At 66.5% G+C, this 26,944-nt stretch carries 28 protein-coding genes, 2 tRNA genes, 1 other RNA gene and 1 pseudogene; 23 read left to right on the forward strand and 9 right to left on the reverse strand.

Translation table 11 applies throughout. From position 1 onward, the window contains the following. The first annotated feature begins 140 nt into the window (after window positions 1–140). Together P0D62_RS17060 and P0D62_RS17065 are read left to right on the forward strand one after the other, a co-directional pair. Window positions 141–395: a type II toxin-antitoxin system PemK/MazF family toxin gene (locus tag P0D62_RS17060; RefSeq protein ID WP_275703745.1), complete on the forward strand. Its 255-nt coding sequence runs from the start codon at window positions 141–143 to the stop codon at window positions 393–395. An 86-nt stretch (window positions 396–481) separates the two neighbouring features. Further along, window positions 482–1,054: an NADAR family protein gene (locus P0D62_RS17065; protein WP_275703746.1), complete on the forward strand. Its 573-nt coding sequence runs from the start codon at window positions 482–484 to the stop codon at window positions 1,052–1,054. Between the two features lie 312 nt (window positions 1,055–1,366). Here the strand turns inward: P0D62_RS17065 and P0D62_RS19215 are convergent. The 4 genes and pseudogenes from P0D62_RS19215 to P0D62_RS17080 all read right to left on the reverse strand — a co-directional run. Next, window positions 1,367–1,432, reverse strand: a pseudogene (locus tag P0D62_RS19215) (hypothetical protein); the annotation flags it as partial. Next, window positions 1,429–1,653 carry a DUF433 domain-containing protein gene (locus tag P0D62_RS17070; RefSeq protein ID WP_275703747.1) on the reverse strand — a complete coding sequence of 75 codons (225 nt, stop codon included), beginning with the start codon at window positions 1,651–1,653 and terminating at the stop codon, window positions 1,429–1,431. The gene P0D62_RS17070 and the pseudogene P0D62_RS19215, both read right to left, overlap by 4 nt. A 94-nt stretch (window positions 1,654–1,747) precedes the next feature. Beyond that, a tRNA-Ser gene (locus P0D62_RS17075) sits at window positions 1,748–1,835 on the reverse strand. A gap of 45 nt (window positions 1,836–1,880) precedes the next feature. Next, complete coding sequence (locus P0D62_RS17080) at window positions 1,881–3,230, reverse strand: Na+/H+ antiporter family protein (protein WP_275703748.1); 1,350 nt, start codon at window positions 3,228–3,230, stop codon at window positions 1,881–1,883. Window positions 3,231–3,341: 111 nt separating this feature from the next. On the opposite strand from P0D62_RS17080, the gene ffs reads away from it, so the two are divergent. The 7 genes from ffs (at window position 3,342) to P0D62_RS17115 (ending at window position 9,638) form a co-directional block, all read left to right on the forward strand. Beyond that, window positions 3,342–3,438, forward strand: an RNA gene (gene ffs / locus P0D62_RS17085) — signal recognition particle sRNA small type. Window positions 3,439–3,551: 113 nt separating this feature from the next. Beyond that, window positions 3,552–5,759 (forward strand): DNA polymerase III subunit gamma and tau, encoded by a 2,208-nt coding sequence (locus P0D62_RS17090; RefSeq protein WP_275703800.1) that lies wholly within the window; start codon window positions 3,552–3,554, stop codon window positions 5,757–5,759. Window positions 5,760–6,018: 259 nt separating this feature from the next. After that, window positions 6,019–6,327: a YbaB/EbfC family nucleoid-associated protein gene (locus P0D62_RS17095; RefSeq protein WP_275703749.1), complete on the forward strand. Its 309-nt coding sequence runs from the start codon at window positions 6,019–6,021 to the stop codon at window positions 6,325–6,327. A gap of 10 nt (window positions 6,328–6,337) precedes the next feature. After that, window positions 6,338–6,958 carry a recombination mediator RecR gene (gene recR, locus P0D62_RS17100; RefSeq protein ID WP_275703750.1) on the forward strand — a complete coding sequence of 207 codons (621 nt, stop codon included), beginning with the start codon at window positions 6,338–6,340 and terminating at the stop codon, window positions 6,956–6,958. A 54-nt stretch (window positions 6,959–7,012) separates the two neighbouring features. Then, entirely contained in the window at window positions 7,013–7,939 is a 927-nt protein-coding gene (locus P0D62_RS17105) for an ABC transporter ATP-binding protein (RefSeq protein ID WP_319947019.1), read from the forward strand. After that, a complete protein-coding gene (locus P0D62_RS17110; RefSeq protein ID WP_275703752.1) occupies window positions 7,936–8,805 on the forward strand; it encodes an ABC transporter permease in 870 nt (289 codons plus the stop codon). The genes P0D62_RS17105 and P0D62_RS17110 overlap by 4 nt, the downstream gene beginning before the upstream one ends. After that, the gene (locus P0D62_RS17115; RefSeq protein ID WP_275703753.1) at window positions 8,802–9,638 is read left to right on the forward strand and encodes an ABC transporter permease; all 837 of its coding nucleotides are present in this window, start codon (window positions 8,802–8,804) and stop codon (window positions 9,636–9,638) included. Before P0D62_RS17110 ends, P0D62_RS17115 begins: the two co-directional genes overlap by 4 nt. 62 nt (window positions 9,639–9,700) lie before the next feature. On the opposite strand, the gene P0D62_RS17120 is transcribed toward P0D62_RS17115, so the two are convergent. Next, a complete protein-coding gene (locus P0D62_RS17120) occupies window positions 9,701–11,263 on the reverse strand; it encodes a phosphatase PAP2 family protein (RefSeq protein WP_275703754.1) in 1,563 nt (520 codons plus the stop codon). Window positions 11,264–11,496: 233 nt separating this feature from the next. On the opposite strand from P0D62_RS17120, the gene P0D62_RS17125 reads away from it, so the two are divergent. Continuing rightward, entirely contained in the window at window positions 11,497–11,724 is a 228-nt protein-coding gene (locus P0D62_RS17125) for a FitA-like ribbon-helix-helix domain-containing protein (RefSeq protein WP_275703755.1), read from the forward strand. Beyond that, on the forward strand, window positions 11,705–12,100 hold the full coding sequence (locus tag P0D62_RS17130; protein WP_275703756.1) for a type II toxin-antitoxin system VapC family toxin: 396 nt from the start codon (window positions 11,705–11,707) through the stop codon (window positions 12,098–12,100). The genes P0D62_RS17125 and P0D62_RS17130 overlap by 20 nt, the downstream gene beginning before the upstream one ends. 3 nt (window positions 12,101–12,103) lie before the next feature. Here P0D62_RS17130 and P0D62_RS17135 read toward each other — a convergent pair whose 3' ends face one another. The 4 genes from P0D62_RS17135 to P0D62_RS17150 form a co-directional block, all read right to left on the reverse strand. Further along, window positions 12,104–13,159, reverse strand: a complete 1,056-nt coding sequence (locus P0D62_RS17135) for a Fic family protein (protein ID WP_275703757.1) — start codon at window positions 13,157–13,159, stop codon at window positions 12,104–12,106. Between the two features lie 301 nt (window positions 13,160–13,460). Beyond that, a tRNA-Pro gene (locus tag P0D62_RS17140) sits at window positions 13,461–13,534 on the reverse strand. A gap of 48 nt (window positions 13,535–13,582) precedes the next feature. Beyond that, window positions 13,583–14,506 (reverse strand): metallophosphoesterase, encoded by a 924-nt coding sequence (locus P0D62_RS17145; RefSeq protein WP_275703758.1) that lies wholly within the window; start codon window positions 14,504–14,506, stop codon window positions 13,583–13,585. After that, entirely contained in the window at window positions 14,506–16,926 is a 2,421-nt protein-coding gene (locus P0D62_RS17150; RefSeq protein WP_275703759.1) for a transglycosylase domain-containing protein, read from the reverse strand. The genes P0D62_RS17145 and P0D62_RS17150 overlap by 1 nt, the downstream gene beginning before the upstream one ends. A 141-nt stretch (window positions 16,927–17,067) precedes the next feature. On the opposite strand from P0D62_RS17150, the gene P0D62_RS17155 reads away from it, so the two are divergent. From P0D62_RS17155 to P0D62_RS17210, 12 genes are all read left to right on the forward strand, one after another. Further along, window positions 17,068–17,373: a WhiB family transcriptional regulator gene (locus P0D62_RS17155; protein ID WP_275703760.1), complete on the forward strand. Its 306-nt coding sequence runs from the start codon at window positions 17,068–17,070 to the stop codon at window positions 17,371–17,373. Between the two features lie 23 nt (window positions 17,374–17,396). After that, entirely contained in the window at window positions 17,397–17,555 is a 159-nt protein-coding gene (locus P0D62_RS17160) for a hypothetical protein (protein WP_275703761.1), read from the forward strand. After that, entirely contained in the window at window positions 17,556–18,014 is a 459-nt protein-coding gene (locus tag P0D62_RS17165; protein ID WP_275703762.1) for a RidA family protein, read from the forward strand. Further along, complete coding sequence (locus P0D62_RS17170) at window positions 18,011–18,619, forward strand: TlpA family protein disulfide reductase (protein ID WP_275703763.1); 609 nt, start codon at window positions 18,011–18,013, stop codon at window positions 18,617–18,619. The genes P0D62_RS17165 and P0D62_RS17170 overlap by 4 nt, the downstream gene beginning before the upstream one ends. Then, on the forward strand, window positions 18,616–19,248 hold the full coding sequence (locus tag P0D62_RS17175; protein WP_275703764.1) for an NUDIX hydrolase: 633 nt from the start codon (window positions 18,616–18,618) through the stop codon (window positions 19,246–19,248). The genes P0D62_RS17170 and P0D62_RS17175 overlap by 4 nt, the downstream gene beginning before the upstream one ends. Before the next feature lie 157 nt (window positions 19,249–19,405). Next, entirely contained in the window at window positions 19,406–20,536 is a 1,131-nt protein-coding gene (locus P0D62_RS17180) for an ethanolamine utilization protein EutH (protein ID WP_275703765.1), read from the forward strand. A 1-nt stretch (window position 20,537) separates the two neighbouring features. Next, window positions 20,538–20,831 (forward strand): EutN/CcmL family microcompartment protein, encoded by a 294-nt coding sequence (locus P0D62_RS17185; RefSeq protein WP_275703766.1) that lies wholly within the window; start codon window positions 20,538–20,540, stop codon window positions 20,829–20,831. Between the two features lie 9 nt (window positions 20,832–20,840). Further along, complete coding sequence (locus tag P0D62_RS17190; RefSeq protein WP_275703767.1) at window positions 20,841–22,280, forward strand: ethanolamine ammonia-lyase reactivating factor EutA; 1,440 nt, start codon at window positions 20,841–20,843, stop codon at window positions 22,278–22,280. A gap of 84 nt (window positions 22,281–22,364) precedes the next feature. Continuing rightward, window positions 22,365–23,732, forward strand: coding sequence for an ethanolamine ammonia-lyase subunit EutB (locus P0D62_RS17195; RefSeq protein ID WP_275703768.1), 1,368 nt, complete (start codon window positions 22,365–22,367; stop codon window positions 23,730–23,732). An 8-nt stretch (window positions 23,733–23,740) separates the two neighbouring features. Next, window positions 23,741–24,652: an ethanolamine ammonia-lyase subunit EutC gene (eutC, locus tag P0D62_RS17200; RefSeq protein WP_275703769.1), complete on the forward strand. Its 912-nt coding sequence runs from the start codon at window positions 23,741–23,743 to the stop codon at window positions 24,650–24,652. 21 nt (window positions 24,653–24,673) lie between these two features. Then, the gene (gene eutL, locus P0D62_RS17205; RefSeq protein WP_275703770.1) at window positions 24,674–25,330 is read left to right on the forward strand and encodes an ethanolamine utilization microcompartment protein EutL; all 657 of its coding nucleotides are present in this window, start codon (window positions 24,674–24,676) and stop codon (window positions 25,328–25,330) included. Between the two features lie 12 nt (window positions 25,331–25,342). Further along, window positions 25,343–26,845, forward strand: a complete 1,503-nt coding sequence (locus tag P0D62_RS17210; RefSeq protein ID WP_275703771.1) for an aldehyde dehydrogenase family protein — start codon at window positions 25,343–25,345, stop codon at window positions 26,843–26,845. The last annotated feature ends 99 nt before the right edge of the window (window positions 26,846–26,944 follow it).

The following is a 26,944-nucleotide window of genomic DNA, read 5'->3' on the forward strand; positions in this document are numbered from 1 at the left end:
GTTCATGATGAAAGATGGCAGTGCAGGCACGAGTACCTCGGGGAAGAAGCGGCGTCAGATACCACCTCTCCTACCGAGACTCGTGCCTGTCCTACGTCACCGACACGCACCTACCTGCGGAATCTCTTACTCGTGAGGCGGTGAGGCCGTATCTCCGTCGCGTGACGGTGGCGCCCATCACCAGCACTATTCGAGGCCTGTCCACCGAGGTTGAGGTGGGGCCGGCCAACGGGCTCGATCACACCAGCGTGATCAGCTGTGACAATATCCAGACCATCCCGGCCGAGCAGCTTGGCCGTCAACTGGGTTTCCTGCACGATCGCCAGGAGATGGAACTCACAGCGGCGATCCAGGCGGCCTTCGACCTGGACTACCCGGCATCCGCGTCGCGTTGACTATCCAAATTCGGTACGGAACTCCAGGGTTCCGACCGTGGGGTGGTGTTGGTGCACGAACCGGGATCTGCTGGCAGGCTTGTGGCATGGGAGCAATGAAGCCCGAGGGTGTGCGATCTGTCGCGCAACTCGTCAAGGCCGTCGAGGCAGGAGCGAAACCGAAGTACGTGCTGTTTTGGGGCCATCGGCCCGGCAAGGACGGCAGCCTCGGCGCGTCGTGCTTCAGCCAGTGGTGGCCGGCTCCGTTCTCCGTCGACGGGGCGACGTTCGCCTCCGCCGAGCATTACATGATGTGGCGTAAGGCCTTGTTATTCGACGATTCCGATAGCGCCACCGCCGTGCTTCGGGTGCATAGCCCTGCCAAGGCCAAGGAGATCGGGCGCACGGTGAGGGGATTCGACGAGCAGCGCTGGCGTGAACACCGCTGGGACATCGTCGTGACCGGATCGACGGCGAAGTTCGGCAGCGATCCCGCCCTGCGAGAGTTCCTGCTCAACACGGGAAAACGCGTCTTGGTCGAGGCCTCACCGGTGGACCGCGTTTGGGGAATCGGACTTGCTCAGGACTCGGAGTTCGCCGAGATGCCGCAACGATGGCGCGGCTTGAACCTTCTGGGCTTCGCCTTGATGGAGGCGCGGGCTCGGCTGGCCAGGAGCTGACGGAAGACAGTCCAGAGCAATGGGCGGCGCGCAAACCGGTCGAAGGCTTTGTCATCGAACCGGGTCAGACGGTGGCGGTTGCTTTGCAGATTCAACGGTCGCCAGGGGCAGAGGTGGCGGAGGTGTCGTCGCAGACCGTCAGCTACCGCCCGGACGGAAAGCTCTATAACCGCACGGTCACTTCACTGATCGAGCTCTCGATCGCCGAAGACTGCTCAGCCGACGACGACTAGTCAGTCGAGGGGCAACCAGTTCGCTCACCTCGACGTCGGAGGCGCCACCGAGATGTCGTTCTAGAACGTGGACAGCATCAAAGCCGCTGGCTCTCAGGAGAGCGGCAACGCGAAGGGAGAGGTTCTCGTCGACGAGTACCTTCATGCCGCGACGAACGGGCGTTCTTGGGGAATCGACGCCGCAGCGAACGCGAGAGCGGCTAGGACATCGTCTCTGTCGAGGGAAGGATAATCGACCAACAGTTCGTCGATGGTTGCTCCCGCTGCCAACTGGCCCAGCACTGCGGAAACGGTCACTCGCGTGCCACGGATGGTGGGGGCGCCAGCCATGACCATGGGATCCGCAACGATTCGACCTGTCGACATGCGGCAAGTCTACGGTGGTGGACGCCCGAACACGAGAGGTTGAAAGCTCCTGTGGAAAAGTGAAAGCCCGCCCCAGCTGGGGCGGGCTTCTCGGTGGCGGAGGATACGAGATTCGAACTCGTGAGGGCGTGAACCCAACCCGCTTTCCAAGCGAGCGCCATAGGCCTCTAGGCGAATCCTCCGCCGGGTACTCTACCGGAGCTTTCGGCGGGCCCCCAAATCACGGATCAGAGCACCATCGCGGCGATCCAGCCCGCGACCAGCAGCGGGATGTTGAAGTGGATGAAGGTGGGGATCACGCTGTCTCGCATGTGGTCGTGCTGGCCGTCGGCGTTGAGACCGGCCGTGGGGCCGAGGGTGGAGTCCGAGGCGGGGGAGCCGGCGTCACCCAGGGCGCCGGCGGTGCCGATGATCGACACCGTCGCCAGCGGCGAGAAGCCCAGCGAGACGCACAGCGGCACGTAGATCGCGGTGATGATGGGCAGCGTCGAGAAGGAACTGCCGATGCCCATCGTGACCAGTAGGCCGACGAACAGCATCACGAGGGCAGCCAACGCTTTGCTGCCGCCGAACATCGCCGCACTGGATTCCACGAGCGTCTCGACTTGACCGGTCGCACGCATCACAGAGGCGAAGCCCTGGGCGGTGATCATGATGATGCCCACCAGTGCCATCATCCGCATGCCGCCGGTGAAGACAGCGTCGGCGTCGCGCCACTTCACAGACCCGGAGGCGATGAAGATGAGCAGGCCGACGAGGGCTCCCACGAGTAGTGGATCCGCTTCGGAGTCAGCCAGGTTCAGCCAGGTCTGGATACCGAAACAGGCCACCACCGCGGCGATCGCGATGGCGATCCGGTAGGGGTGGAGCTTGGTGGGCTGGTGGTCGTCGACCTTTGCCGTGACGTCGTAGTCGCGGGGCTTGCGGTAGGTCACGAAGACCGCCATCAAGAGGCCGAACAGCATGCCGATGGCGGGGATGCCCATCGCCTGGGTCGGCGGGATGTGACTCACCGCCAGGCCGGCGGCCTCGATGTTCGCGTAGAGGATGTTGGAGAGGAACACCTTGCCGAAACCGACGGGAAGGTACATGTAGGTGGTGACCAGGCCGAAGGTGAGCACACAGGCGACGGCACGGCGGTCGAGCTTGAGTCTGCTCATCACGACCAGCAGCGGAGGAATGAGCAGCGGAATGAAAGCGATGTGCACCGGGATGATGTTCTGGCTGGAGATGGCCATCGCGAGGACGCCGGCGAGGAGGCCGTACTTCGCCCAGGCGGCCGCCTTGCGTCCCGTCGAGGCGTCGTCCGAGTCGAGTTTGGCGATCAGCCAGTCCGCCAGAAGTTGGGGGAGACCCGAGTGGGCGACCGCCATCGCGAAGGCGCCGAGCAGCGCGTAGGACAAGGCGATCTGCGCGCCGGCTTGCAGCCCGTCTTGGAAGGCGACCATCGTCGCATCGAGGCCGAGACCGGCCCAGAGACCGCCCACGAGGGCGCCGAGGAAGAGCGACAGCACCACGTGCACTCGCATCAAAGCGAGTAGCAGCATGATGAGGACGGCGAGTACGACGGCGTTCATGGGAGTCCTTGAGGTGAGAGAGTCCAGCGAGGGCAGGCTACCGGAGCGTCGTTTCAGGCGTGTTCCCTGGGCGTGGGTTGGGCAGTCTGTATTACCTCTAGTACAGTGGAGCCCGGTTCCTCGCGCGGCGTTATCTCGCCCAACTCCCCCAGGGTCGGAAGGCAGCAAGGGTAAGTGAGCTCTGTCGGGTGCGCGAGGGGCCTTTTTCTTTCCCCTGTCAGTGCCGTCGAATAGGGTGAACGCGTGGACCAGAGCTACGACGCGGATCAGGATCTCTTCGGCGAGGAGCCGTTCGACGACGGCTTGCCCGAGTTCGAGCCCATGGAAGGCCCAGGCCTCTTCGGCGACGAGCCTGTTGATCCAGACGACGAGCCTGCAGCGTCTCTCGCGCCGCCTCCGCCGCCCTCTCGACGCCCGGTCGCCAGGCCTGACGAGGCCCCCGAAGCCCCGCTGGCCCTGTACCGGCGCTATCGTCCGGATTCTTTCGCCGAGGTGATCGGCCAGGATCACGTCACCGTGCCGCTGCGCCGGGCCTTGGAGAGCAACCGGGTGAACCACGCCTATCTGTTCTCGGGTCCGCGCGGGTGCGGCAAGACCACCTCCGCGCGCATCCTCGCCCGCTGCCTCAACTGCGAGCAGGGGCCCACCTCGCAGCCATGCGGCCAGTGCCAGTCGTGCCAGGATCTGGCTCGCGGCGGTCCCGGTTCCATCGACGTGATCGAGATCGACGCGGCCTCGCACGGCGGCGTCGAGGACGCGCGCGATCTCCGGGAGCGCGCCTTCTTTGCGCCGGTGGCCAGCCGCTACAAGATCTACATCGTCGACGAAGCCCACATGGTCACCACCGCCGGCTTCAACGCGCTGCTGAAGCTGGTGGAGGAGCCGCCGCCGCACACCAAGTTCATCTTCGCCACGACGGAGCCGGAGAAGGTCATCGGCACCATTCGCTCCCGCACCCACCACTATCCGTTCCGGCTGGTGCCGCCGCGGGTGCTGGGCGACTACCTGGCCGAGATCTGCACCCAGGAGGGCGTGCGCGTCGATCCGGTCGCGCTGCCGCTGGTGGTGCGGGCCGGTGCCGGCTCGGTGCGCGACTCGCTCTCGGTTCTCGATCAGCTCCTCGGCGGAGCGGGGGAGAACGGCGTCGAATACGACCAAGCCGCGGCGCTGCTCGGCTTCACGCCCGATTCGCTGCTCGACGAGATCGTCGACGCCTTCGCGGCCGGCGACTCGGCGGGCGTGTTCAAGGCGGTCGACAAGGTGATCGAGGTGGGTCAGGATCCGCGTCGTTTCGCCGAGGATCTACTGCGCCGGCTGCGCGATCTGGTGATCCTGGCCGCCGTGCCCGACGCCGCCGACACCGGTTTGCTCGACGTGTCGGCCGATCAGGCCGAGCGGTTCAAGACCCAGGTGGCCGGCATGGGTGCCGGCGAGCTGACTCGTGCGGCGGAGGTGATCGCCACCGGCCTCACCGACATGCGCGGCACCACCGCGCCTCGCCTGCACCTGGAGCTGATGTGCGCGCGCGTCCTGCTGCCCGGGGCCGACGCCGACGAGCGCGGCCTCCATGCCCGCATGGACCGGCTTGAACGACGCGTCGGGATGATGGGTTCGGGCGAGGCCCAGGCTCCGCCCGCCAACTGGGACGATGTGCCCGGTGCCCGGCCGGCGACGGCGACCCGTCGTGCTCCCCAGGCTGCTCCTTCTGCCGGGTCTGTCCAGCCAGTCGCGCCGCAGGCTCCGGCCGGCTCTGCTGAGCCGGTCCAGGCACAACCTCCGGCGCAGCCACAGCCGTCGCGCCCCACGCGTCCGTCCGAGTCCGCCGCGCCCCCGCAGGCCGAACCCCCTGTTGCGCCGGCCGAGCAGGTGCGCCCGCCTCAAGGGCAGACGCCAGCCCAACGGCCGGCGCAAGGACGGCGACCAGCCGGCGCTCCGCCGCGAACGGGCGCCGGGGCGAGCGCGGCCGCCGCCCCGTCGACGCCGGTCGCACAGCCCGGGCCGTCGGCGGCGCCGGCTGCGGCACGACGGCCGGTCGGGCAACTGACGGCCGCAGAACTGCGGCGCGTGTGGCCAGGGGTGCTCGAAGAGGTGAAGCGGCGCAAGCGGTTCACCTACATGATGCTGTCCCAGCACGCTCAGGTGGTCGATGTGGCCGACGGTGCGCTCGTCCTCGGGTTCGCCAGCTCCGGTGCCCGCGACAACTTCGGTTCCGGCGGGAGCGCAGAGGTTCTGGCAGAGGCATTGCTGGCGGTGATCGGCGTCGAGTTGCGGATCAACTCCGTGCTCTCCGAAGACGGAACAGCCGCCGCGTCCGCCCAACAATCCCGACGGGCGCCTGAGCCGCCTCCGCAGGCCCCCGTCCGCCAGCACGCGCCCGGCCCGTCGTCTCCGCCGCCGCCTCGCGAGCCGGAGCCGGAGTTCGACGAGGTATCGCAGGACGACGTCGAACTTGATGCGGCGAACAACGCGGAAGAGTTACTCACTTCGGCCTTCAACGCGGAGATCATCTCCGTGGAAGAACTGAACTGATGACGCTCTTTGAGGTGCGGAGCGCAGCGGAGCCTCGACAATCTGGAGCGGCGAAGCACCTCATTCACGCTCTTTGAGGTGCGGAGCGCAGCGGAGCCTCGAAAAGAGCGGACGCGAGTTTGATCAGGTCTGTCCTCCGGCTGCCGGCCAGGTCGCTTCGAGGCTCGCAAGCTCGCACCTCAACGACCGTGCGTGTGGGGTGCGTCGCGTCGGGTAGAACACCGCGTACAGTAGAGCGGTCACGATCGGAAGGTGAATCATGTTCGACGGCTTTGACATGGGTCAGTTGATGGCTCAGGCACAGAAGCTGCAGGAAGACCTGCTGCAGGCCCAGGAAGATCTGGCCGCGCAGAGCTTCACCGGCAGCGCGGGAGGCGACCTCGTCGTCGTCACCCTCTCCGGCAAGGGAGACCTCACCGGCGTGGAGATCAAGCCTGAGGCCATCGATCCCGACGACGCGGAGACGCTGCAGGATCTGATCGTCGCGGCTTTCCGCGCCGCCAAGGAGGCCGTCGACGACGCTGCGCAGGCGGCCATGCCGCAGCTTCCTCCCGGCATGGGGATGTGACGGGACACCGGTGTACGAAGGCCCTATTCAGGATCTGATCGACGAGCTGAGCCGGTTGCCCGGCATCGGCCCTCGCAGCGCGCAGCGGATCGCTTTCTTCCTGCTCGACGCGCCGGAAGAGGATGTCTACGGGCTCGCCGACACGCTGCGCCGTGTGAAGGCGGCGGCCAGGTTCTGCGAGGTGTGTTTCAACGTGTCGCAGGAGGAGCGCTGCCGGGTGTGCCGCGATCCGCGTCGCGACCAGACGAAGCTCTGCGTGGTGGAGGAGTCGAAGGACGTGGTGGCCATCGAGCGCACCAACGAGTTCCGCGGGCTCTACCACGTGCTGGGCGGTTCGATCTCTCCCATCGACGGCCGTGGACCGGGCGATCTGCGCACGCGCGAGCTCTTCCAGCGCCTCGCCGACGGGGTGGTGCAGGAGGTTATCCTGGCCACCGACCCCGACACCCAGGGCGAAGCCACCGCGGCCTACCTCAGCCGGATGCTGCGCGACTTCGGCGTGGCGGTCAGCCGCCCTGCCAGCGGGCTGCCCGTCGGAGGCGACCTCGAGTACGCCGACCAGGTGACGCTGGGCCGGGCCCTCGAGGGCCGGAGGCTCATGTTCGAGCCCGCCCCCGCCGTGCCGCGCTGACCGCACTGCCGCTCGCGAAGCGGGTTGTCAGACGCCGCTGGTAGGTTGACGGACGTGGTTGAACCCGTCATTTCCGCCCGTGCGCTCACCAAGCGCTACGGCGACTTCATTGCCGTCGACGGCATCGATTTCGACATCGCGCCCGGCGAGTCCTTCGGCTTCCTCGGCCCCAATGGGGCGGGGAAGTCCACCACCATGCGCATGATCTCGGCCGTGTCCACCAAAACCTCCGGCAGCCTCACCGTGCTCGGGCTGGATACGGATGGCAACGGGCCCGAGATCCGCTCGCAGCTCGGCATCGTGCCGCAGGCCGACCAGCTCGACGAGGAACTGCGCGTCGTCGACAACCTGATCGTCTACGGACGCTACTTCGGGTTGCCGCGCGCCTATGTGCGCAAACGGGCCGAGGAACTGCTCCAGTTCGCCCAGCTCGAGGACAAGCGTCTCGCCCGCATCGACGAGCTGTCCGGGGGCATGAAGCGCCGGCTCACCATCGCCCGGGGTCTGATCAACAGCCCCAAGGTGATGCTGCTCGACGAGCCCACCACGGGCTTGGACCCTCAAGCCAGGCACGTCCTCTGGGATCGCCTGTTCCGGCTGAAGGAGGAGGGCACCACGCTGGTGCTCACCACCCACTACATGGACGAGGCCGAGCAGCTCTGCGATCGCCTGGTGGTGGTCGATCAGGGCGCCATCGTGGCTGAGGGGTCGCCGTCGGAGCTGATCCGGCGCTACTCGTCGCGCGAGGTGCTGGAGGTGCGCTTCGGGTCGGCCAACAACGAGCAGGCCGCCGTGCAGTTGCAGGGCTTGGGCGACCGGCAGGAGGTGCTGCCCGACCGCGTCCTGGTCTACGCCGCCGACGGTGAAGCCGCTCTTCAGGCCGTGCTCGAGCGGGGCTTGCAGCCGCTCACCAGCCTGGTGCGCCGCTCGTCGCTGGAGGACGTCTTTCTGCGGCTCACCGGACGGAGCCTGATCGAATGAGCTCTGTGGAAGTCACCGCGTCGTCCCGGTCCGGGATCATGGACCAGGGCGGTATCGATCGCGCCCGTAGCCTTGCGCGAACGCGTCGCTGGGGCTGGTGGTACGTCGCCGAGCACCGGATCCGGGCGATGCGCGCCTATCTCATCACCTTCTTCGTCACCGCTCTGGGGTCGCCTTTCCTCTATCTGGCCGGCCTCGGCGCGGGGCTGGGCGTGATGGTGGATCAAGCCCAAGGCGGGCAGGGGGTCGACGGGGTGCCCTATCTGGTCTTCCTGGCCCCGGCCCTGGTGCTGGCAGGCGTGATGCAACAGGCCAGTCAGGAGGCCACCTTCGGGGTGTTCGGCGGCTTCAAGTGGCAGAACACGTTCTGGGCCATGAACTCCTCCCCGGTGACGCCACGTCAGATGGTGCTCGGGTTCCAGGTGTCGCTGCTGGCGCGCGTGGTACCGGCGGCGGTCGTCTACATGGTGGCCCTGGTGGTCTTCCAGCTCGCCGATCCGCTCAGGGTGCTGGTGCTGCTGCCTGTCGCCGTGCTGCTGGCGCTGGCGGTGGGCTCCGGTGTGATGGCCTGGGTGTCAACCCAGGAGAACGATCGTGGCCAGCTGTCCTTCATCGAGCGTTTCGTCGTGATGCCGCTCACGCTCTTCTCCGGCACCTACTATCCGCTGGAGACGCTGCCCGCCTATCTGCACTGGATCGGCTGGATCTCGCCGTTGTGGCATGCCGTGCAGCTCTCCCGGTGGGGGTTGTACGGCGCGCCGGAGTCGGCGTGGCTGCTCGTCGTGCACGTCGCCTACCTGGCCGCGCTGGCTGCACTCGGAATGCGGCTGTCCACGCGGCACTTCGTGAGGAGGCTGGACAAGTGAGCGACCAGACACGCACCGCGCCCATCCAGGCCACCGTCCGGCTCAAACCGGGGCCGCTGCGCGGGCTCTATGCCGGCAACGCCAGCTCCGTGGTGGCCCGAGGCCTGCGGGTGATCGCCCGGCAGAACTGGCTGATCCTCGTCACCGGCTTCTTCGAACCCGTGCTCTATCTCTTGTCGATGGGGTTGGGGTTGGGTGCCTTGATCGGGTCGGTGCAGTTCTACGGTCACGAGGTGCCGTATGCCGCCTACATCGCGCCCTCGCTGATGGCCGTGAGTGCCATGAACGGCGCCATCTACGACTCGACGATGAACGTCTTCTTCAAGATGCGCTACGCCAAGCTGTACGACCAGATGCTGTCCACGTCGCTCGGCCCCATGGACGTGGCGCTGGGGGAGATCCTGCTGGCCATGCTGCGCGGCCTGCTGTACGCGCTGGGTTTCATGGCGATCACCACGCTGCTGGGCCTGAACCTGTCGTGGACGGCGCTGCTGGCCATTCCCGCCGCCCTGGTGATCGCTTTGGCGTTCGCGTCACTGGGTCTGGCCGTCACCAGTTTCCTGCGCACCTTCCAGCAGCTCGACATGGTGTGGTTCGTGATGATGCCGATGTTCCTGCTGTCGGCCACCTTCTTCCCGATCGAGGTGTACCCGGAGGCGGTTCAGACCTTCATCAAGGCGCTTCCGCTCTGGCATGGCGTCGACATGATCCGCCAGCTCACCACCGGCATGATCCAGCCGTCCATCTGGGGCCACCTGGCCTACTTCGGCGTCATGATCGTCTTGGGCGTCATCCTCGCCACCGGCCGCCTGAAGGCCCTGTTCCTCCGCTGAGGTGGGGGGCTTGGCGATCTCTCGTCAGCAGGTGGTGCCTGCTGACGAGAGACCTTGGTGACCTACTTCGTCGGAGTCGTGACCTCACGGCGTGAGATCGCCACGACGATCCCGCCGACGAGCAGCAGAAGAGCCGCTCCGGGGAGAAGGGAGGGGGACTGCGACATGCTCTGATCCTCGCCACCCGTCGAGGGGAGACCGGGCTTGTTGGGCTTGGGGGTCTTGCTGGGCTCAGGGGTCGCGCTGGGTTCGCTGGTGTTGCCGGCGACGACGACCGATGCGACGCTCTGGCCGGGTTCCACCGAAACGACGTTGCCCTCGGAATCGATGGTGACCTTGGAGCTGAGCGCCTTGGGAAGGTTGATGCGCTGCCAGCCTTCGGAGGTCGAGTCGAGCGGGTAGCCGGAGTCGATCTCGGTGGCGGCAAGGACGGCTCGGCGCTGTGCGTCGGTGAGGTCGGGGAAGGCGGTGACGAGCAGATCCTCGGCTCCCTCAGGGACGACCGGGGCCTGCTCGGCCTCGCCCACCTGGTCGAATCCGTAGGACATGCGTGCCTCGTAGGCGTCCAGCGCCGACGCGCGATCGACCACCGGGGCGGTCGAGACGGCATCGGTGAAGGCGTTGTGGTATCCCTCGTCCTCGCTGGCGCCGACCTCCTCGATGCACTCGGCCAGAGTGTCACCGTGACCGTCAGCCTCGCACTGAGCGGCGAGATAGGTGGTCAGCTCCTCGCGGGCGGGCAGCACGGTGTTTTCCAGATAGCCATCGCCGGAGAGCAGGGCCAGGGCATTGACGTGCCCGGAGACGCGACCGCCGATGACATCGAGCGGGTAGTGCACGCCCAGAACATTGCGTGCCAGTCCTGCCTCGGAGGCTCGGGTGATGATCTCGGGCCCCAGCTCGGGAAGAAGCGTCGCAAGGATGATGCCATTGCCGTACGCATAGGCGGTGTGCCCCGAAGGGAAGGCCTGCGAGAAATGCTCCAGAACGAGGTCGTAGGTGCCGTCGTGGGCGAGGCCCGTCTCCGGGTCGGTCCACGGATCCACCTTGATGATGCCGAGGTTGGTGTCCAGTCCGTTGAGCTTGTCGGCGTCGCCGAAGCTGCGATCGTCGAGGAACGGCCGAGGGTAGTTGTGGGTGTTCTTGGCGTTGCCGGTGCTGGCGAGAGTGACGCCGATCTCCTCGTACATCGCCAAGGTCTTGGACAGCGATCCGTCCGCGAGGCCCTCCGCGAAGTACTCGCCGAGGACCGGTCCGAGCGCGTCGGGGAAGGTCTGCTTCCAGTCCAGGTCGGCGTCGATCAGCGCACGCTTGGATTGCACCGGGTCAGTGGCACCGAGCTTGTTGATGCCCTGCAGGATCTCGTCGTTCTGGCGCAGGATGTCGCGGCCCTCGTCGAGAACCTCGCCGCGAAAGACGGTGGCTGCCTTCGTCTCGTCGTCCGTCTGATCGAACGGCGAAGCCTTCCAGTACTCGGCGAACTCCTGGAAGAGGGCGTCGTGGTCCGGGTGGGCGGGATCCGCATGTGCGACGCCCATGGGGAGGATTCCGAGCCCCAGAACAAGGCCGGAGGCCAGAATGATGCGACCGGTGCGTGCCGCATGCATGCCTGTTTTTGCTGACATATAGATTTCCCTTCGTTGCGCATCCGTGCGAAGCCCTCGGCATCGGCTTCGGGCCCTTGTCGCGTGCGAAGTGGCTGGAGCCGGTGGGGGAGATCCTCGCAGTCGACGCACGAATGTGTACGTCAAGCTATTCAGGACAGGTGACCTTCATCTTCCTGCGATGCAAACCGCCGGTGAACGATCGCCGACGAGGGAGTCTGCGTGCCTGGTCTAAATGTATGTAAAATGGATGCATGTCATCTACTTTGCTGCAAATCCGTGGGGTTGACGACGAGACCCGGGCGGTTCTGGCCGCTCGGGCGGTGCGTCGCGGGCAGTCATTGACGGCCTATCTTCGGGAGCTGCTCGAACGTGAAGCGGCGACTCCGCTCATGGAGGAGGTTTTCGCGCGCGTCGACCGTCGCTCAGAGACCGCATCCATTTCCAGCGTCGAGCTGATCCGTGCCGATCGCGATCGCTGAGTCGATCGTCGTCGACACCTCGGTGGTCGTTGATGCGCTCGTGGGAGCCGATGGCGCGGTGCTGCGGGCGCAGCTCTTAGGAAGGCAGCTTCACGCGCCAGACCTCATCGACTACGAGGTGATGAGTGCGCTGCGTGGGCTTCACCTGGGAAGGCAGCTCACGGAGGAGCGCGCCCTTGACGCCCTGGGTGACTTCTACGATCTCGGGATCAGGCGACACCCGCTGCGTTTGATGGCGTCGCAGGCTTGGGCTCTGCGTCATCGGGTGACCGCCTACGACGCCGCCTATGCAGCACTTGCTGATGTGCTGAGTATCCCGCTGTGGACTCGGGACCGATGCCTGGCTGTCGCAGTTCCCGAAGTTGTGGTCGTCTGAGCCCTAGTTTTCGAGACGCCGCCAGGTTGCGCTGCGGCCAGTGCCCTCGGAGCGGATTCGACCCTCAGTCTTGAGTGCGTCGAGAACGAGCCGGATGGTCTGGTCGCTGATGCCGGGGAGCGCGTCTCGGATGTCGCCGATGCGGAAGAACTCCGGGGCGCGGGTCAGCACGTAGTCGCGCACGCGGTCCTTCTTCGTGCCGGACACCTGTTCCGCAGTCGTGCGTTGCTCGAATCTGTCGTAGGCCGCTGTCAGTCTTCCGACGAAGTAGCTGAGCCACGGCCAGGGATCATGCTGGTTCTCGTGCCAGCCGTGCGTCGACGCGAGCAGGCTTGCGTAGTAGTCGTCGGCCGTCTCGGCGATGAGTTGTTCGAGGGATACGTATCGACCGACTCCGTATCCGGCGTCGACCAGAAGAGCATTCGTCAATGCGCGCGCGACCCGTCCGTTGCCGTCGTCGAACGGGTGGATCGTGAGGAGATCAAGGATGAACAGCCCGACGAGGAGGACGGGGTGGAAGGTGACGTCGCGGACCGCGTCGTTGTAGTGGTCGACAAGCTCCACGATGAAATGCTCGGTGCGAGACGCGGGAACGGGCTTGAACCGAATCTGCCTGGTGCCGTCCGCGTGCTGGTCGACGACGAGATTGTCGCTCGTCTTGAAGGAACCTCCGCCGTGCCCCGGGGTCTCCGCAAACAGCAACCTGTGCGTGTGCAGCACGAGCCCGGTGTTGAGCGGGCGCCAGTCCTCGGTGAAGAGATAGTCGAGTGTGAGCCGGTAGCCGGCTAGTTCCTGTTCGCTTCTGGTGCGTAGCACCTTCGCGGACCCCGCGATGATTCGCGCGCGGCGCGCGAGGTCGTCGACGGTGATTCCCTCTAGCGCTGAGGAAGCCGTGATGGACTCCACTCGGGCTCGGGAGGCGAGCTGCGTAAGGAGCTGGGGGGTCTGATGGGAGAACAGTTCTTCGCGGCCGCAGCCGATGTCGATCCTGCCGAGTTGACGAACGAGCGGCCCTGGGACCGTGCCGAGGGTCCGATCAAGCGGGGAGAACGACCGCATGGAAACTACCTAACCCATCCGCTAAACATGCTATAAAAGACAATTTATAGCATGTTTAGGTAGTTGTATGGGCGGTTCTCCGTGGCTGGCGCCGACGTGAATCTCCGGGCCACCGGTTCCGGTGCGCCTTACGGCCGGATCTGGGGCACCGAAGTGGTCGTATGAGGCACGGGAACGAAAAACACCCGCCCTTGAGGGCGGGTGTTCTCACCTGACAGTGGTCGGGGTGATAGCGCTTCGCGCGTCAACCCCTTCCTTGGCCTCGGAAGTGTGAACAAGTTCCCACTTCGCTCGGCCTGCGTCGGGGTGACAGGATTTGAACCTGCGGCCTCGTCGTCCCGAACGACGCGCGCTACCAAGCTGCGCCACACCCCGATGGCTCACTGAGCCGTCGGCAATACTATCGATTCTGCCGCGGAAACGCTAACCGGCGACGCGGGGCACCAGGGTCAGCAGGGACGCCTCGGGGCGGCACGCGAACCGGTACGGGGCCATCGGGGAGGTGCCAAGACCTGCTGAGACGTGCAGCGGTGCGGAGCGGCCACCGTGGGTGTGCACGGAGACGCCCTTGGCACGCGACGGAGGGAGGTCGCAGTTGCTGGTCAACGCCCCGTAGCAAGGCACGCACACCTGGCCGCCGTGGGTGTGGCCTGCGATCAGGAGGTCCATGCCGTCGGCCGTCATCGCGTCGAGCGTACGCAGGTACGGCGCATGCATGATGCCGATGTTCAGGTCGGCATCTGCGTCGGCCGGGCCTGCGACGGTGCTGTAGTCGTCGCGGTTCAGGTGGGCGTCGTCGACGCCGCGCAGAGCGAGCCGGAGGGCGCCGGCCTCCAGTGTCAGGCGACGATGAGTGGCGTCCTCCCATCCCAGACGCTCCAAGCCGGACTTGAGCTCTTGCCAGGGCAGCTCTCGACGACCGGTCGAGGTCGACCGCGACCGACCGTGAAACAGGTAGGTGAGCGGTTTGGCCTTGTTGGGGAAGTAGTAGTCGTTCGAGCCGAAGACGAACGCCCCGGGAACGCCGCGGAGCCCGGAGAGCGCCTCCAGCAGAGGCGGCAACACGGCCGGATCGGTGAAGTTGTCACCGGTGTTCAGCACCAGATCGGGCTTGAGGTCGGCGAGGCCGGCGATGAACTCCAGTTCGCGACGCTGACCAGGACGCAGATGGAAGTCAGAGAAGTGCAGAACCCGAAGGGGTTCGGCTCCCGCTGGCAGCACCGGCATCGTGAATCGACGAAGCGTGTACAGCCCGGCCTCGATCAGACCCCATCCAAAGCATGCTGCGCCGAGCGCGACCGTGGCACCCGCCGTTTTCACGAGGGTGCCACGCAGTCCAGACGTCACTAGTCGCCCTTGTCCTTCTTGTCGTCCTTCTTATCGTCTGTTTTGTCGTCAGACTTCTTGTCGTCGTCCTTCTTGTCGTCGGGCTTCTTTTCGTCATCGGGCTTCGTGGGTGGCGGCGGCGGTTCCGGCTTCTTGCCCATGGAGACCCGCAGGTAGATCGTCGAGAACTTGATGGCCTCGCCGTAGGGGGAGGTGCCGAGGAAGGTGCCCTCGGCGTAGTCGCTGTGCTCCCGGCTGACGACGGCGGTGAAGCCCGCCTTCTCCAGCACCCTCTTCGCTTCGTTGAGGCCCATACCCCTTGTGCTCGGAATCTTGACCTTCTTGCCCTCCAGGATCACCTTCGGCGGCTGCTTGAACTTGGTCTTGGGCGTGTCCTCCAAGGCCGAACTCATCGCGGCCTTCCAAATGGCGCCGGCGTCGCCGCCGCCCGTGCCCCGTAGCCAGTAGCCGGTCTCCAAACGCTTGTTGCGGAGCGACTGGGTCTTGCCCTTCCAGAACTTCTTGGACGCGGGGCCGGTGTCCACCGCGATGAACGCCACGCCGGCGAGGTCGGGGGTGTAGCCCGCGAACCACACCGACTTGAACTCGTTGGTGGTACCCGTCTTGCCGGCCTGGGGACGCCAATCGGGGATCCGTGCGGGCTTGCCGGTGCCCTGGGCGATGACGCTCTCCAGGATGTAGGTGACGCCGTCGGCGACGCCCTTGGGAATGACCCGCTCGCAGTCTGCGGACGGCACCTTCAGATCGCGACCGTCGGCGGTGGTGATCGACTCGAGGATGATGGGCTTGCAGTGCACGCCCCGGTTGGCGAGCGTCGCGTAGGCCTCCGCCATCGAGAGCGGAGTCACGTAGCTGGTGCCCAGCACCCACGCGGGGAAGCGGGCTTCCTTGCGCATGTCGACGCCGTCGGCTCGCTTCACGCCCATGGCCTGGGCCGCGTCGATCGAGGCGCAGATGCCTACGTCGCGCTCGAGCTGGATGAAGTAGGTGTTCACCGAGCTCTGCGTCGCCTTCATCATGTCGATCAAGCCGTAGGCCACGTTGCCTTGGTTGCCGGGATCCCAATCCTGGTTGAACGGGAAGCTGCCCTTGCAGTCCTTGAAGGACTGGCCGCGGAACTGCATCTTGCCCGGCGCGTTGTACTGCTTCTTCGGCGTGTAGCCCATCTCGAGGGCTGCCGCCAGCACGAACGGCTTGAAGGTTGAGCCCGCCTGGTAGCCCTCCAGGCCGCCCATCTCCTGTTCGACGTTGAGGTTGTAGTAGGTCTCGCCCTTGCCGTCGCCCATCTTGGGCCGGCTCTGCGCCATCGCGACGATCAGACCGGTGGACGGCTGGAGCAGCACGGTGCCGGACACCACCGGATCCTTCGGCGAGACCAGCTTTGCCACCGCCTTCTCCGCGTCCTTCTGAGCTGCCGGATCGATCAGGGTGCGAATGGTCAGGCCACCGCGCTTCAGCAGGTTCTCCCGCTGCTCCCGGGTTTCACCGAGGCTGGGGGTGTCGAGAAGGGTGCGCTGCACGTAGTCGCAGACGAACGGGAACTTCGACGAGACGCAACCGTTGGGCGTGCGCTTGACGTCCTCCGGGTCGAAGGTCTCCTTCTTGGCCTCGTCGGCCTCCGCTTGCGAGATCGCGCCGACATCGGCCATGCGCTGCAGCACGAAGTTGCGGCGCTCCAGGGTGGTCTCGGTGTTGGTGAGCGGGTTGTAGTTGCCGGGATTCTGCACGATTCCCGCCAGCATCGCGGACTGCGCCAGGTTCAGCTTGCTGGCCTTCACCCCGAAGTAGAACCGGGCGGCCGACTCCACGCCGTAGGCGCCGTTGCCGTAGTAGGCGATGTTGAGGTAACCCTCGAGGATCTGCTTCTTGGACATCCGCTCTTCGACCGCCATCGCGTAGCGCATCTCGCGGATCTTGCGCTCGATCGACACCTCGGTGGCGGCCCTCTGTGCTTCCTGATCGTCGCGGATGACGGCGGCCTCGAGCTGGACGAGCTTCACGTACTGCTGGGTGAGCGTCGACGCGCCCTGAGTGTCGCCCGTGAGGGTCTTGATCACCGCGCGGCCGAGGCCCTGCAGGTCGATCGCGCCGTGCTCGTAGAAGCGGTGGTCCTCGATGGCCACCTGGGCGTCCTGCATCGCCTGAGAGATCTTCTCCAGTTTGACGTAGATCCGGTTCTCGTCGTAGAACGTGGCCAGCACCTTGCCGTTGGCCATCAGGATCTGCGAGCGCTGGGACTGGGGCGGTGTCTCAAGCTCTGCCGGCAGGTACTTGAGGCTGTCGGAGGCCACCCGGGTACCTCCTCCGATCAGCGCCACGAACGGCACCGCCAGCCCCGCCAGCAGCAGACCGGACAACACGCTCACCGCGGCGAACATCAGCAGCGCGTAGGCCTTCTTGCTCAAAGAGGCGGATTTCATGGCCGCAAGTCTACGTGACAGCCGCAAAGGCACCCGAATCCGCGAAGGAGCGGGCTTTCGCCAGGTGACACGGATTGTTGCGGACTAGGGGAAATGCGCTAACGTGCTCCGTACACACAGCTGCGCAAGGGAGGGCAGTAGATGTCGCTAGCAGAGTTCAGCGATTGGACCTTGAGGGCGCGGTGCCAAAATATGGCAGACGCGCTGTTCCCAGAGGGCAAAGACCAAAAACGGGCGCGCGCCGTGTGCATGGGGTGCCCGGTGAGGTCCGAATGCCTGGCAGAAGCGTTGGACAACCGCATCGAGTGGGGGATCTGGGGTGGCATGACCGAACGGGAACGCCGCGCGCTCTTGCGCAGCAGGCCCGACATCCCGTCGTGGAACGACGTGCTGTGCTCGGCCGGACCGGAGCACAAGGCCAAGCTCACGGTGCTGGACGGCGGATAGCAACCATCTAGTACCTTTGCCCCATGACCAAGTGGGAGTACTTCACCGCGCCGATCCTGTCTCACGTCGCGCAGCAGATTCTGAACAACTTCGGCGCCGAGGGCTGGGAGCTGATCACGCTGGCTCCAGGCCCCAACCCCGATACCCTCGTCGGCTACTTCAAGCGCCCGCTGGAGGGCTGAATGACCAGCCCGTCGCAGCGCCTCGCCAAGCTGGGCATCACCCTGCCCGACGTCGCCCCGCCGGTGGCCGCCTACGTGCCGGCCAGTCGGGTGGGCGACCAGGTCTGGACCTCCGGACAGCTGCCCTTCGTCGACGGTGCCCTGCTCGCGACCGGGCGGGTCGGGGCGGAAGTGAGCGCTGAGGACGCCAAGGCCGCGGCCCGCGTCGCCGGACTCAACGCCATCGCTGCCGCCGCTGCCGTCGCCGGTGGCGTCGACATGATCTCGCGCGTGCTGAAGGCGGTCGTCTTCGTCGCCAGCGACCCGTCTTTCACCGGGCAGCCGCAGGTGGCCAATGGGGCCTCCGAGCTTCTGCAGGAGGTCTTCGGCGACGCGGGCGTGCACGTGCGCAGCGCCGTGGGTGTCGCCTGCCTGCCCCTGGGGGCGTGCGTTGAGGTTGAGCTGACCGTCGCGCTGTGAGGCGGCTGAGAGGTTCGGTGTGGTGCGCGGCTGTCTGCTGCGCGCTGCTGCTGGCGGCCTGCTCGGCCCCGGGATCCGAACCCTCCAGCGCCACCACGCCCATCCCGACGCCGGACCTGGCCCAGCTCCGCGAACAGTGGGGCCTCGTCGACTGCCCAGAAACCGATCCTGACGCGACGCCGGTCGACGGCGGGCTGCCGGCGACGGCGCTGCCGTGCCTTGGCACCGAGGATCCGGTCAACCTCGCCGGCCTGCCCCGCGAACCCTGGGTGATCAACCTCTGGGCCCAGTGGTGCCCGCCCTGCCGGGCGGAGTCGCCGATCCTGCGGGAGGCGCTGGCGAGCATTGACGGCGTCAACTTCCTCGGCATCGACTACAACGATCCGCAGCCCGATTGGGCCATCGAGTTCGCCGGCACCGTCGGCTGGGCCTATCCGCAGATCCAGGACATGGACAAGACCCTCCAGGTTCCGCTGAAGGTCGCCGGGCTGCCCACCACGGTCTTCGTCGACGCCGACGGGACGATCGCCTACATCCATCCCGGTGAGCTGGACTCGCTCGACGAGCTGGAGGATCTCATCGCGGAGCATCTGGGGGGGCGATGAGGCACCCCGATACCTTCCAGACGCTGACGCAGGCGCTGCGCGACCCGGCGCCCCGACGTGTCGTCGACTTCGACCGGACGCCCCGGGGTAAAGCGTCGGCGGCGGTGCTGATGCTGTTCAGCGACGCTTCCGATCCGGAGGTGACGCTGCTCACCCGGTCGTCGTCGTTGCGCCGCCATGCCGGGCAGATGGCATTGCCCGGCGGTCGACGCGATCCCGAGGATCCCAGCCTGGTGGCGACGGCGCTGCGGGAGGCCTCCGAGGAGACCGGGCTCGATCCGCGGGCGGTGGAGGTGCTCGGCAGCCTGCCGGCGGTGTGGGTGCCCGCCTCCAACTACGACGTGACCACCGTGACCGGCGTCTGGCCGGGTGGGTCGTTGAGCCCGATGGATCCCTTTGAGACCGCGGCCGTGCACGCCTACCCGGTCTCCCTGCTCACGTCGCCGGAGGTGCGCGTCACCGCCACCCATCCCAGTGGGTATCGGGGACCGGCCTTCGTGCTGGGCGACGAGTTCGTCTGGGGCCTGACGGCCCACCTGCTCGACTGGGTGCTCGACCTGGCGGGGTGGGCCCGCCCGTGGGATCAGGGCCAAACGAGCACTATTCCTGAGCGTTTCATGCGCGACTGAGTCGAGTTCCACGCGGGAGCCGAGCTCCTAGTCAGAGATAATTCCTACAACTTGTCGTATTGAGCCTCGCGCGGTGTTAGCGTTGCCGTATCCAGAGGGTCGAACGCCGTCCTGACAAAGGGGTGGACGGCGTCGACTCCTACAGAGCGAGGTTGCTATGGACGTGAATGAGGTCATCATCTGGATTTTGATGATCTGCATGGTGCTCGGCGGTATCGACCGGGCGATAGGTAACAAGTTCGGGCTCGGCGAGCACTTCGAGGAGGGCTTCAACGCCCTCGGCCCCCTGGCTTTGGCCATGGTCGGCATGATGTCGCTCGCACCGGTGCTGGGCAAGCTGCTGCTGCCCGTCGTCGGTCCCCTGTACTCCCTGGTGGGGGCGGATCCGGCGATGTTCGCCGGCACGCTGCTCGCCAACGACATGGGCGGCTGGGCATTGGCCCAGGTGCTCACCGACAATCCGGAGGCCCAGCGGCTCTCCGGCCTGATCCTGGGTGCGATGATGGGCCCGACGATCGTGTTCACCCTCCCGGTGGCGCTGTCGATCATCAAAGAAGAGGACCGCGGTTACCTGGCGAAGGGCGTACTCGCGGGCGTCACCACCATTCCGATCGGCGTGCTCGTCGGAGGCCTGGTGGCCGGCATCTCCCCGGCGTTCGTCTTCATCAACGTGGTGCCGATCATCATCGTCGCGGCGTTGATCGCCGTTGGCCTGTGGCTGATCCCGGACAAGATGACCACCGGCTTCCTCTGGTTCGGCAAGGGACTGGTGTTCGTCATCACCGTCGGCCTGATCATCGCCGTCTTCGAACAGGTCACCACGGTAAAGATCATGCCGGCCGGCTGGGAGCTCGCGCCTCCCACCGACGGCCTGGAGACCGTCGGCGCCATCGCCATGGTGCTGCTGGGTGCCTTCCCCGCCGTCGCGCTGATCGTCAAGTACGCGGCCAAGCCGCTGTCCGCGGTCGGCAAGCTGCTGGGCATGAACGACAAAGCCGCCGGCGGCATGGTCGCCACTCTGGCCAACAACATCCCGATGTTCGAGATGTTCAAGGACATGGACGCCCGCGGCAAGGTGCTCAACGCGGCCTTCGCGGTGTCGGCGGCCTTCCTCCTGGGAGACCATCTCGGCTTCACCGCCGGCGTGGCCAGGGAGATGATCTTCCCGATGATCAGCGGCAAGTTCGTCGCCGGCGTGACCGCCGTCGCCGTGGCCCTGCTGTTCTTCGGCAAGACCTTCCCCGCAGCAGGATCCGCGCAGTCCGCTCCGGAAGAGAAGGTGGCCTGAGATGCAGATCGCTCGCGTCGTCGGCTCGGCCGTCTCCACCATCAAGGACGACGCGCTCACCGGGCGCAAGCTCCTGGTGGTGCGGCCGGCCGACCCGAGCGACCAACTCGTCGGCGATCCGTACGTGGCTGTGGATGCCATCGGTGCGGGCGAGGGGGAGCTGGTGCTGGTCGTGACGGGCAGTGCCGCGCGCCGGACGGCCTCCACGGCCGATGCTCCGGTGGACGCCGCCATCATCGCAATCCTCGACTCGCTCGAGGTGGGCGGCGAGGCGACCTTTCGGAAGGGCTACTAGGGCGTAGTCATGGCAAGTCAGGATGTGCTCAGCGTCGGGATCGACGTCGGAACCACCACCAGCCAGTTGGTGCTCTCCAGGCTGACGATCACCAACCAGCATCGGCCTGGTCTGGTGCCGAGGCTCGACATCGACGACCGTGAGGTGCTCTTCGAGAGCGACCCGAAGCTGACGCCCCTGGCAGCGCCCGATCTGGTGGACGTCGACAAGCTCGTCGGCCTGATCCGTCGCGAATACGAGCTGGCCGGCGTCGACCCGAAGCAGGTCGAGACCGGTGCCGTGATCATCACGGGGGAGACGGCCCGGACGAAGAACGCCGAGGCGATCCTGCACGGCCTCTCCGACCTGGCCGGCGACTTCGTGGTGACCGTTGCCGGCCCCAACCTGGAGTCGTCGATCGCGGCACGAGGCTCGGGCGCTGCGGACTGGTCGCGGCATCGCTACGCCAGCGTCGTGAACGTCGACGTCGGAGGCGGATCCTCCAACGCCGCGCTGTTCCGCTCGGGCAAGCACCTGTCGAGCTCCGCCGCGATGGTGGGCGGCCGGCAGGCGGTGATCGACCCCCAGACCGGGATCCTCACCCACTTGGCCCCTCCCGGAAAGCTGATCGTCGAGCGGCTCGGCATCCGCGACGTGGAGATCGGACGTCGCCCGTCGCTGGCAGGCCTGCGGGCTCTCACCGACGCGATGGCCGAGGTGATCGTCGACCTGGTGCTCGGGCTGCCCTGCCGCTTCGGCGACGCGGTGCAGCTGAGCCCGCCGCTCGAGGTGGAGGGCACCGTTGCCGCCTACTTCGTATCCGGTGGTGTCGGTGCTCTCTACTACGACGACGCTCCGGCGGAGACGCTGGAGCAGGTGATCCGCTACGGCGACGTCGGCCCGTTGCTGGCCACGTCGCTGCGCGAGAACACCCGGTGGCGCGAGCTGCACGTCGTCGAGCCCGCGCAGACGCTGCGCGCCACGGTACTCGGCGCCGCGAGCCAGCAGGTGACGCTGTCCGGCTCGACGATCTGGGCCGAACCCCAGCAGTTGCCGATGCGCAATCTGCCGGTGATCGAACCAAAGCTGCCCGACCACCTCGAATCCACGCAGGTACTGGCGGCGTTGCGGACGGCGATGCAGCGCTGGGACCGCGAGGAACGGGGCGGATTCGTGTTGTCGCTGGTGCTGCCGGAAAGGATCACATACGCCCAGCTTCGGGAGCTCGCCATGGGCGTGGCGAGCTTCGCGGAGGAAGAACTAGCCCCCGGGGAGCCGGTGGTCCTGGTGACGGAACAGGACTACGCGCAGATCCTCGGGCAGACCCTGAAAGGACTGGCGAACGACCTGCCGCTGGTGGTCGTGGACCAAGTCGGACTGGGCGAGGGCGACTTCATCGACATCGGCGAGCCGATGTTCGACGGTCGCGTCGTCCCGGTCTCCGTGAAGACGTTGGTGTTCTACCAATGAGAAGCCCGCACAACTACTAGACAACCGAAGTTTCAAAGATGACAAGGGGGCCCCGCTCCGGTGGGGCCATAGGGAGGTGAAGCGATGCTGCTTCGGACGAAACTGTTCGGAACCCCATACGAGTTCGGCAGTATCAAGGAGCTCCTCGCCAAGGCGAACGAGGAGAAATCAGGCGACCAACAGGCCGGGATCGCCGCCACGTCGGCGGCGGAACGGGTGGCCGCGAAGTATGTGCTCGCCGAAGTTCCGCTCAGCGTGCTGCGCGAGAACCCGGTGGTCCCGTACGACGAGGACGAGGTCACGCGAGTGATCGACGACGGCCTCAACGAGACCATCTACCAGGAGATCAAGGGCTGGACGGTGGGGGAGTTCCGTGAGTGGATCCTCTCCAACTCCACCACCTCCGACATGATCTGCCGGATCAGCAACTCGCTGACCGGCGAGATGATCTCCGCGGTCACGAAGCTGATGAGCAACCTCGATCTGGTGCTCGCCGGCCGCAAGATCCGCAGGGTGACCCACGCCAACAACACCCTGGGCTTGCCCGGGACGTTGGGCTCGCGCAACCAGCCCAATCACCCCACCGACTCGGTCGAGGGCATTCGTTCATCCGCGCTCGAGGGCCTGAGCTACGGCTCCGGTGACTCGGTGATCGGCATCAACCCCGCCGACGACACCGTCGGCTCGGTCAGCCGGCTGCTGGACATGACCTACGGCATCATCCAGGAGTGGGAGATCCCCACCCAGAACTGCGTGCTGGCGCACGTCACCACGCAGATGGAGGCGATGAAGCGCGGCGCACCGTCGGGCCTGCTGTTCCAGTCGCTCGCCGGCTCGGAGAAGGCGATGGAGAGCTTCGGCGTCAGCGTCGGTCTCATGGACGAGGCCTACGAGGTGGCCAAGAAGTACTCCGTGGTCGCCGGACCCCAGTACATGTACTTCGAGACCGGTCAGGGCTCGGCGCTGTCGGCCGACGCGCACAACGGCGGCGATCAGCTGACGTTGGAGGCCCGCATCCACGCCATGGCGCGCCGCTGGAACCCGTTCCAGGTGAACACCGTGGTGGGCTTCATCGGACCCGAGTACCTCTACGACTCGCGCCAGATCGCTCGCGCGGGCCTGGAGGACCACTTCATGGGCAAGCTCGCCGGCGTCAACATGGGCTGCGACGTGTGCTACACCAACCACGCGGTCGCCGACCAGAACGACAACGAGAACCTGGCGGTGCTGTTCGCGTCGGCCGGTGGCAGCTTCATCATGGGCGTCCCGATGGGCGACGACGCGATGCTGTCCTACCAGACCACCAGCTACCACGACGCCCCGTCGCTGCGTCAGGCCCTGGGCCTGCGCCCGCTGCCCGAGTTCGAGGCCTGGATGGAGGAGGTCGGCCTGTGGAAGGACGGCCAACTCACCGACAAGGCCGGCGACGCTTCGTATCTCCTGAAGAGGTGAACTGACCGATGATCGACAACCTAGAAGACATCGTCGCTCGGGTCTTGGCCGAGCTGAAGAAGGAAGGCCTGACGCCCGCCGCGTCGGCCGGTGAGGCAAAAGCCTCCGTCAGCGGGATCTCCGCCGAGGGCGAGGTGGTGATCGACCTGGCCGATCCCACGGAGGAGGGGCCTCGTCGCGCCTGCGGCGTGGTCAACCCCGCCGACCCAGACGGCCTGCGCAACATCATGGCCGCCACCACCGCTCGGGTGGGCGTCGGCCGCGCCGGGCCCCGTCCACTCACCAGCTCGAAACTGCTCTTCCAAGCCGATCACGGCGTCACCCAGGACGCCATCTACGGCGAGGTGAAGCAAGAGACGTTGGATGCGCTGAACCTGTTCACCGTGGCCAGCTCGGTGGCGGACCGCTCCGAGTATCTGCTGCGCCCCGACATGGGCCGTCTGCTCAGTGAGGACGCGAAGAAGACGATCGCCGAGCGCTGCACCAAGAACCCCGACGTGCAGATCTTCGTCGGCGACGGCCTGTCCGCCGCGGCGATCGACAACAACCTGCCCGACATCTATCCCGCTCTCGAGCAGGGCCTGAAATCGGCGGGGCTGAGTCTCGGCACCCCGTTCTTCGTGCAGAACGCTCGCGTCGGCATCATGAACGACGTCAACGCGATCATCCACGCCAAGGTCATCGTCCTGCTGATCGGGGAGCGCCCGGGCCTGGGCATCGCCGACGCGATGAGCGCCTACATGGGCTTCGACCCGCAGCCGGGCAAGACCGACGCCGACCGTGACCTGATCTGCATGATCACCACCCACGGCGGCACCAACCCGCTTGAGGCCGGCGCCTTCGTCGTCGAGTTCGTCAAGCGAATGATCACCTACTCCGCCAGCGGCATGAAGCTGCGCGAAGTCTCGGGCGAGAACTGAGCCCCAAGGAAGGAATGAATCATGGCAATCCTTGATCCGGTCAAGCCGACCATCCTGGCGGCGCGGATTATCTCCAATGTCGATCGGGGGTTCGCGGAAAAGCTCAACCTGCAGCCGCAACACCGCTCCCTCGCCCTGATCACCTGTGACATCGACGACGCGCTGTACGTGTCGCTCGACGAAGCCACCAAGTTCGCGGAAGTCGACGTCGTCTACGCCAAGAGCTTCTATGCCGGCTCCGGCTACCCGTCGGGCCCGCTCTCCGGCGAGATCATCGGCATCCTCGCGGGCCCCACGCCCGCCGAGGTGTGCTCCGGCATGGACGCCTGCGTCGCGTATGCGGAGGAGGAGGCGTGCTTCTACTCGGCGAACGACGACAACTCGCTCACCTTCTTCCCGCACCTGATCAGCTCCACCGGCACCTACCTGTCGGAGGCCGCGGGCATCCCCGTCGGCGGCTCGCTGGCCTACCTGATCGCCCCGCCGCTGGAGGCCACCTACGCGCTCGACATGGCGATGAAGGCCGCCGACGTGGAGATGAAGGAGTTCTACGCTCCGCCGTCCGAGACCAACTTCGCCGGCGGTCTCCTGACGGGCAGCCAGAGCGCCTGCCGGGCCGCCTGCTCGGCCTTCCAGGACGCCGTGCTCGAGGTGGCTGCGCACCCGCGTAAGTACTGAGGTGAGGTGAACATGACAGAGAGCTTCGACGCGGATCTCCGCTCGATCCAGCAGTCCAGGGATCTGGCCACCGCTGGTCGAGAGGCGATGCGCGCGTTCCAGTTCACGTCGCAGGAGAAGGTCGACGCCATCTGCGAGGCCATGGTCGCCGCCGCCATGCGGGAGGCTGGACGTCTCGGGCAGCTGGCCCACGACGAGACGGGCTTCGGCTATCCGGCGCACAAGCAGCTCAAGAACGAGTTCGCGGCCCAGGGGGTGTGGGACTCCATCAAGGACATCCCCACCTGCGGGGTGCTCCGGCGCGACGAGCAGCGAAAGATCATCGAGATCGGCTGGCCGGTGGGCGTGATCTGCGCGCTGACTCCGTCGACCAACCCCACCTCGACGGCGATCTTCAAGATCCTGATCGGCGTCAAGGCCCGCAATGCCGTGATCGTCTGCCCGCATCCCGCGGCGCGGAAGTGCACGGCCGAGGCGGTCAGGGTGATGGTCGAGGCGGGTGAGGCGGCCGGCATGCCGAAGGGCCTTGTCAGCTGCGTCACCGACCTCTCGATGGCCGGCACCAACGAGCTGATGAACCACTACGCGACGTCCATGATCCTGGCCACGGGTGGCCCGGGCATGGTCAAGGCCGCGCACAGCTGCGGCAAGCCCGCACTGGGCGTCGGTCCCGGAAACGTGCCGGCATACGTCGACCGCACGGCGCACATCGCGCGCGCGGCCCAGATGATCGTGGAGTCCAAGTCGTTCGACTGCTCCACCATCTGCGCCACCGAGCAGTGCATCATCGCCGACCGGCCGATCGCCGACCGGCTCAAGCAGGAGCTGATCGACCGCGGGGCGCACTTCCTCACCTGTGAGGAGGCCGACACCCTCGCGGCCGGCATGTTCCGGCCCAACGGGCTGATGCTGGCCGAGTACGTGGGGCAGACGCCCCAACGGCTGGGCGAGCTGGCCGGCGTCGACGTGCCTGCCTCGGCCCGGATCCTGGTGGCTCCTCTCGACGGCGTCGGGCCGAAGCACCCGTTGTCGCGCGAGAAGCTCACCACCGTCATCGGCTGGATGGTCGAGGACGGCTGGAAGGCCGGCTGCGAGCGTTCCATCGAGCTGCTGAGGTTCGGCGGCGACGGGCACTCGTTGGTCATCCACTCCCGCGACGAGGAAGCGGTGCTGGCCTTCGGCATCGAGAAGCCGGCCTTCCGGATCCTCGTCAACACCTGGGGGTCGCTGGGCGGCGTGGGCTACACCACCGGCATCCGCCCCTCGTTCACGCTGGCGCCGGGAGGCATCGGCGGGGCGTCGGTCAGCGACAACATCACCGTCGAGCACGTGCTGAACGTCAAGCGCGTGGCCTACCACCTCACCTCCGCGCCCGACGTCGCCCGGGCGTGGGGCGGCAGGCTCGACGGCGGTGCGCCCGAGGCCGCTCAGGCCCCGGCATCGGCCGCGAAGGACGCGGACGCCGAGCAGATCGAGCGGGTCGTCCGCCTCGTTCTGCAACAGCTGAAGCAGTAGGGACACGGAGGTCAGCCGATGACAGAGGAACAGCCACCGATCCCGACCAAGCCGCCGCGGAAGCGACCGGCGAAGAAGACCGCACCTACGACCACAACT

This window comes from Tessaracoccus caeni (genome assembly GCF_029211185.1).
Classification (GTDB): domain Bacteria; phylum Actinomycetota; class Actinomycetes; order Propionibacteriales; family Propionibacteriaceae; genus Arachnia; species Arachnia caeni.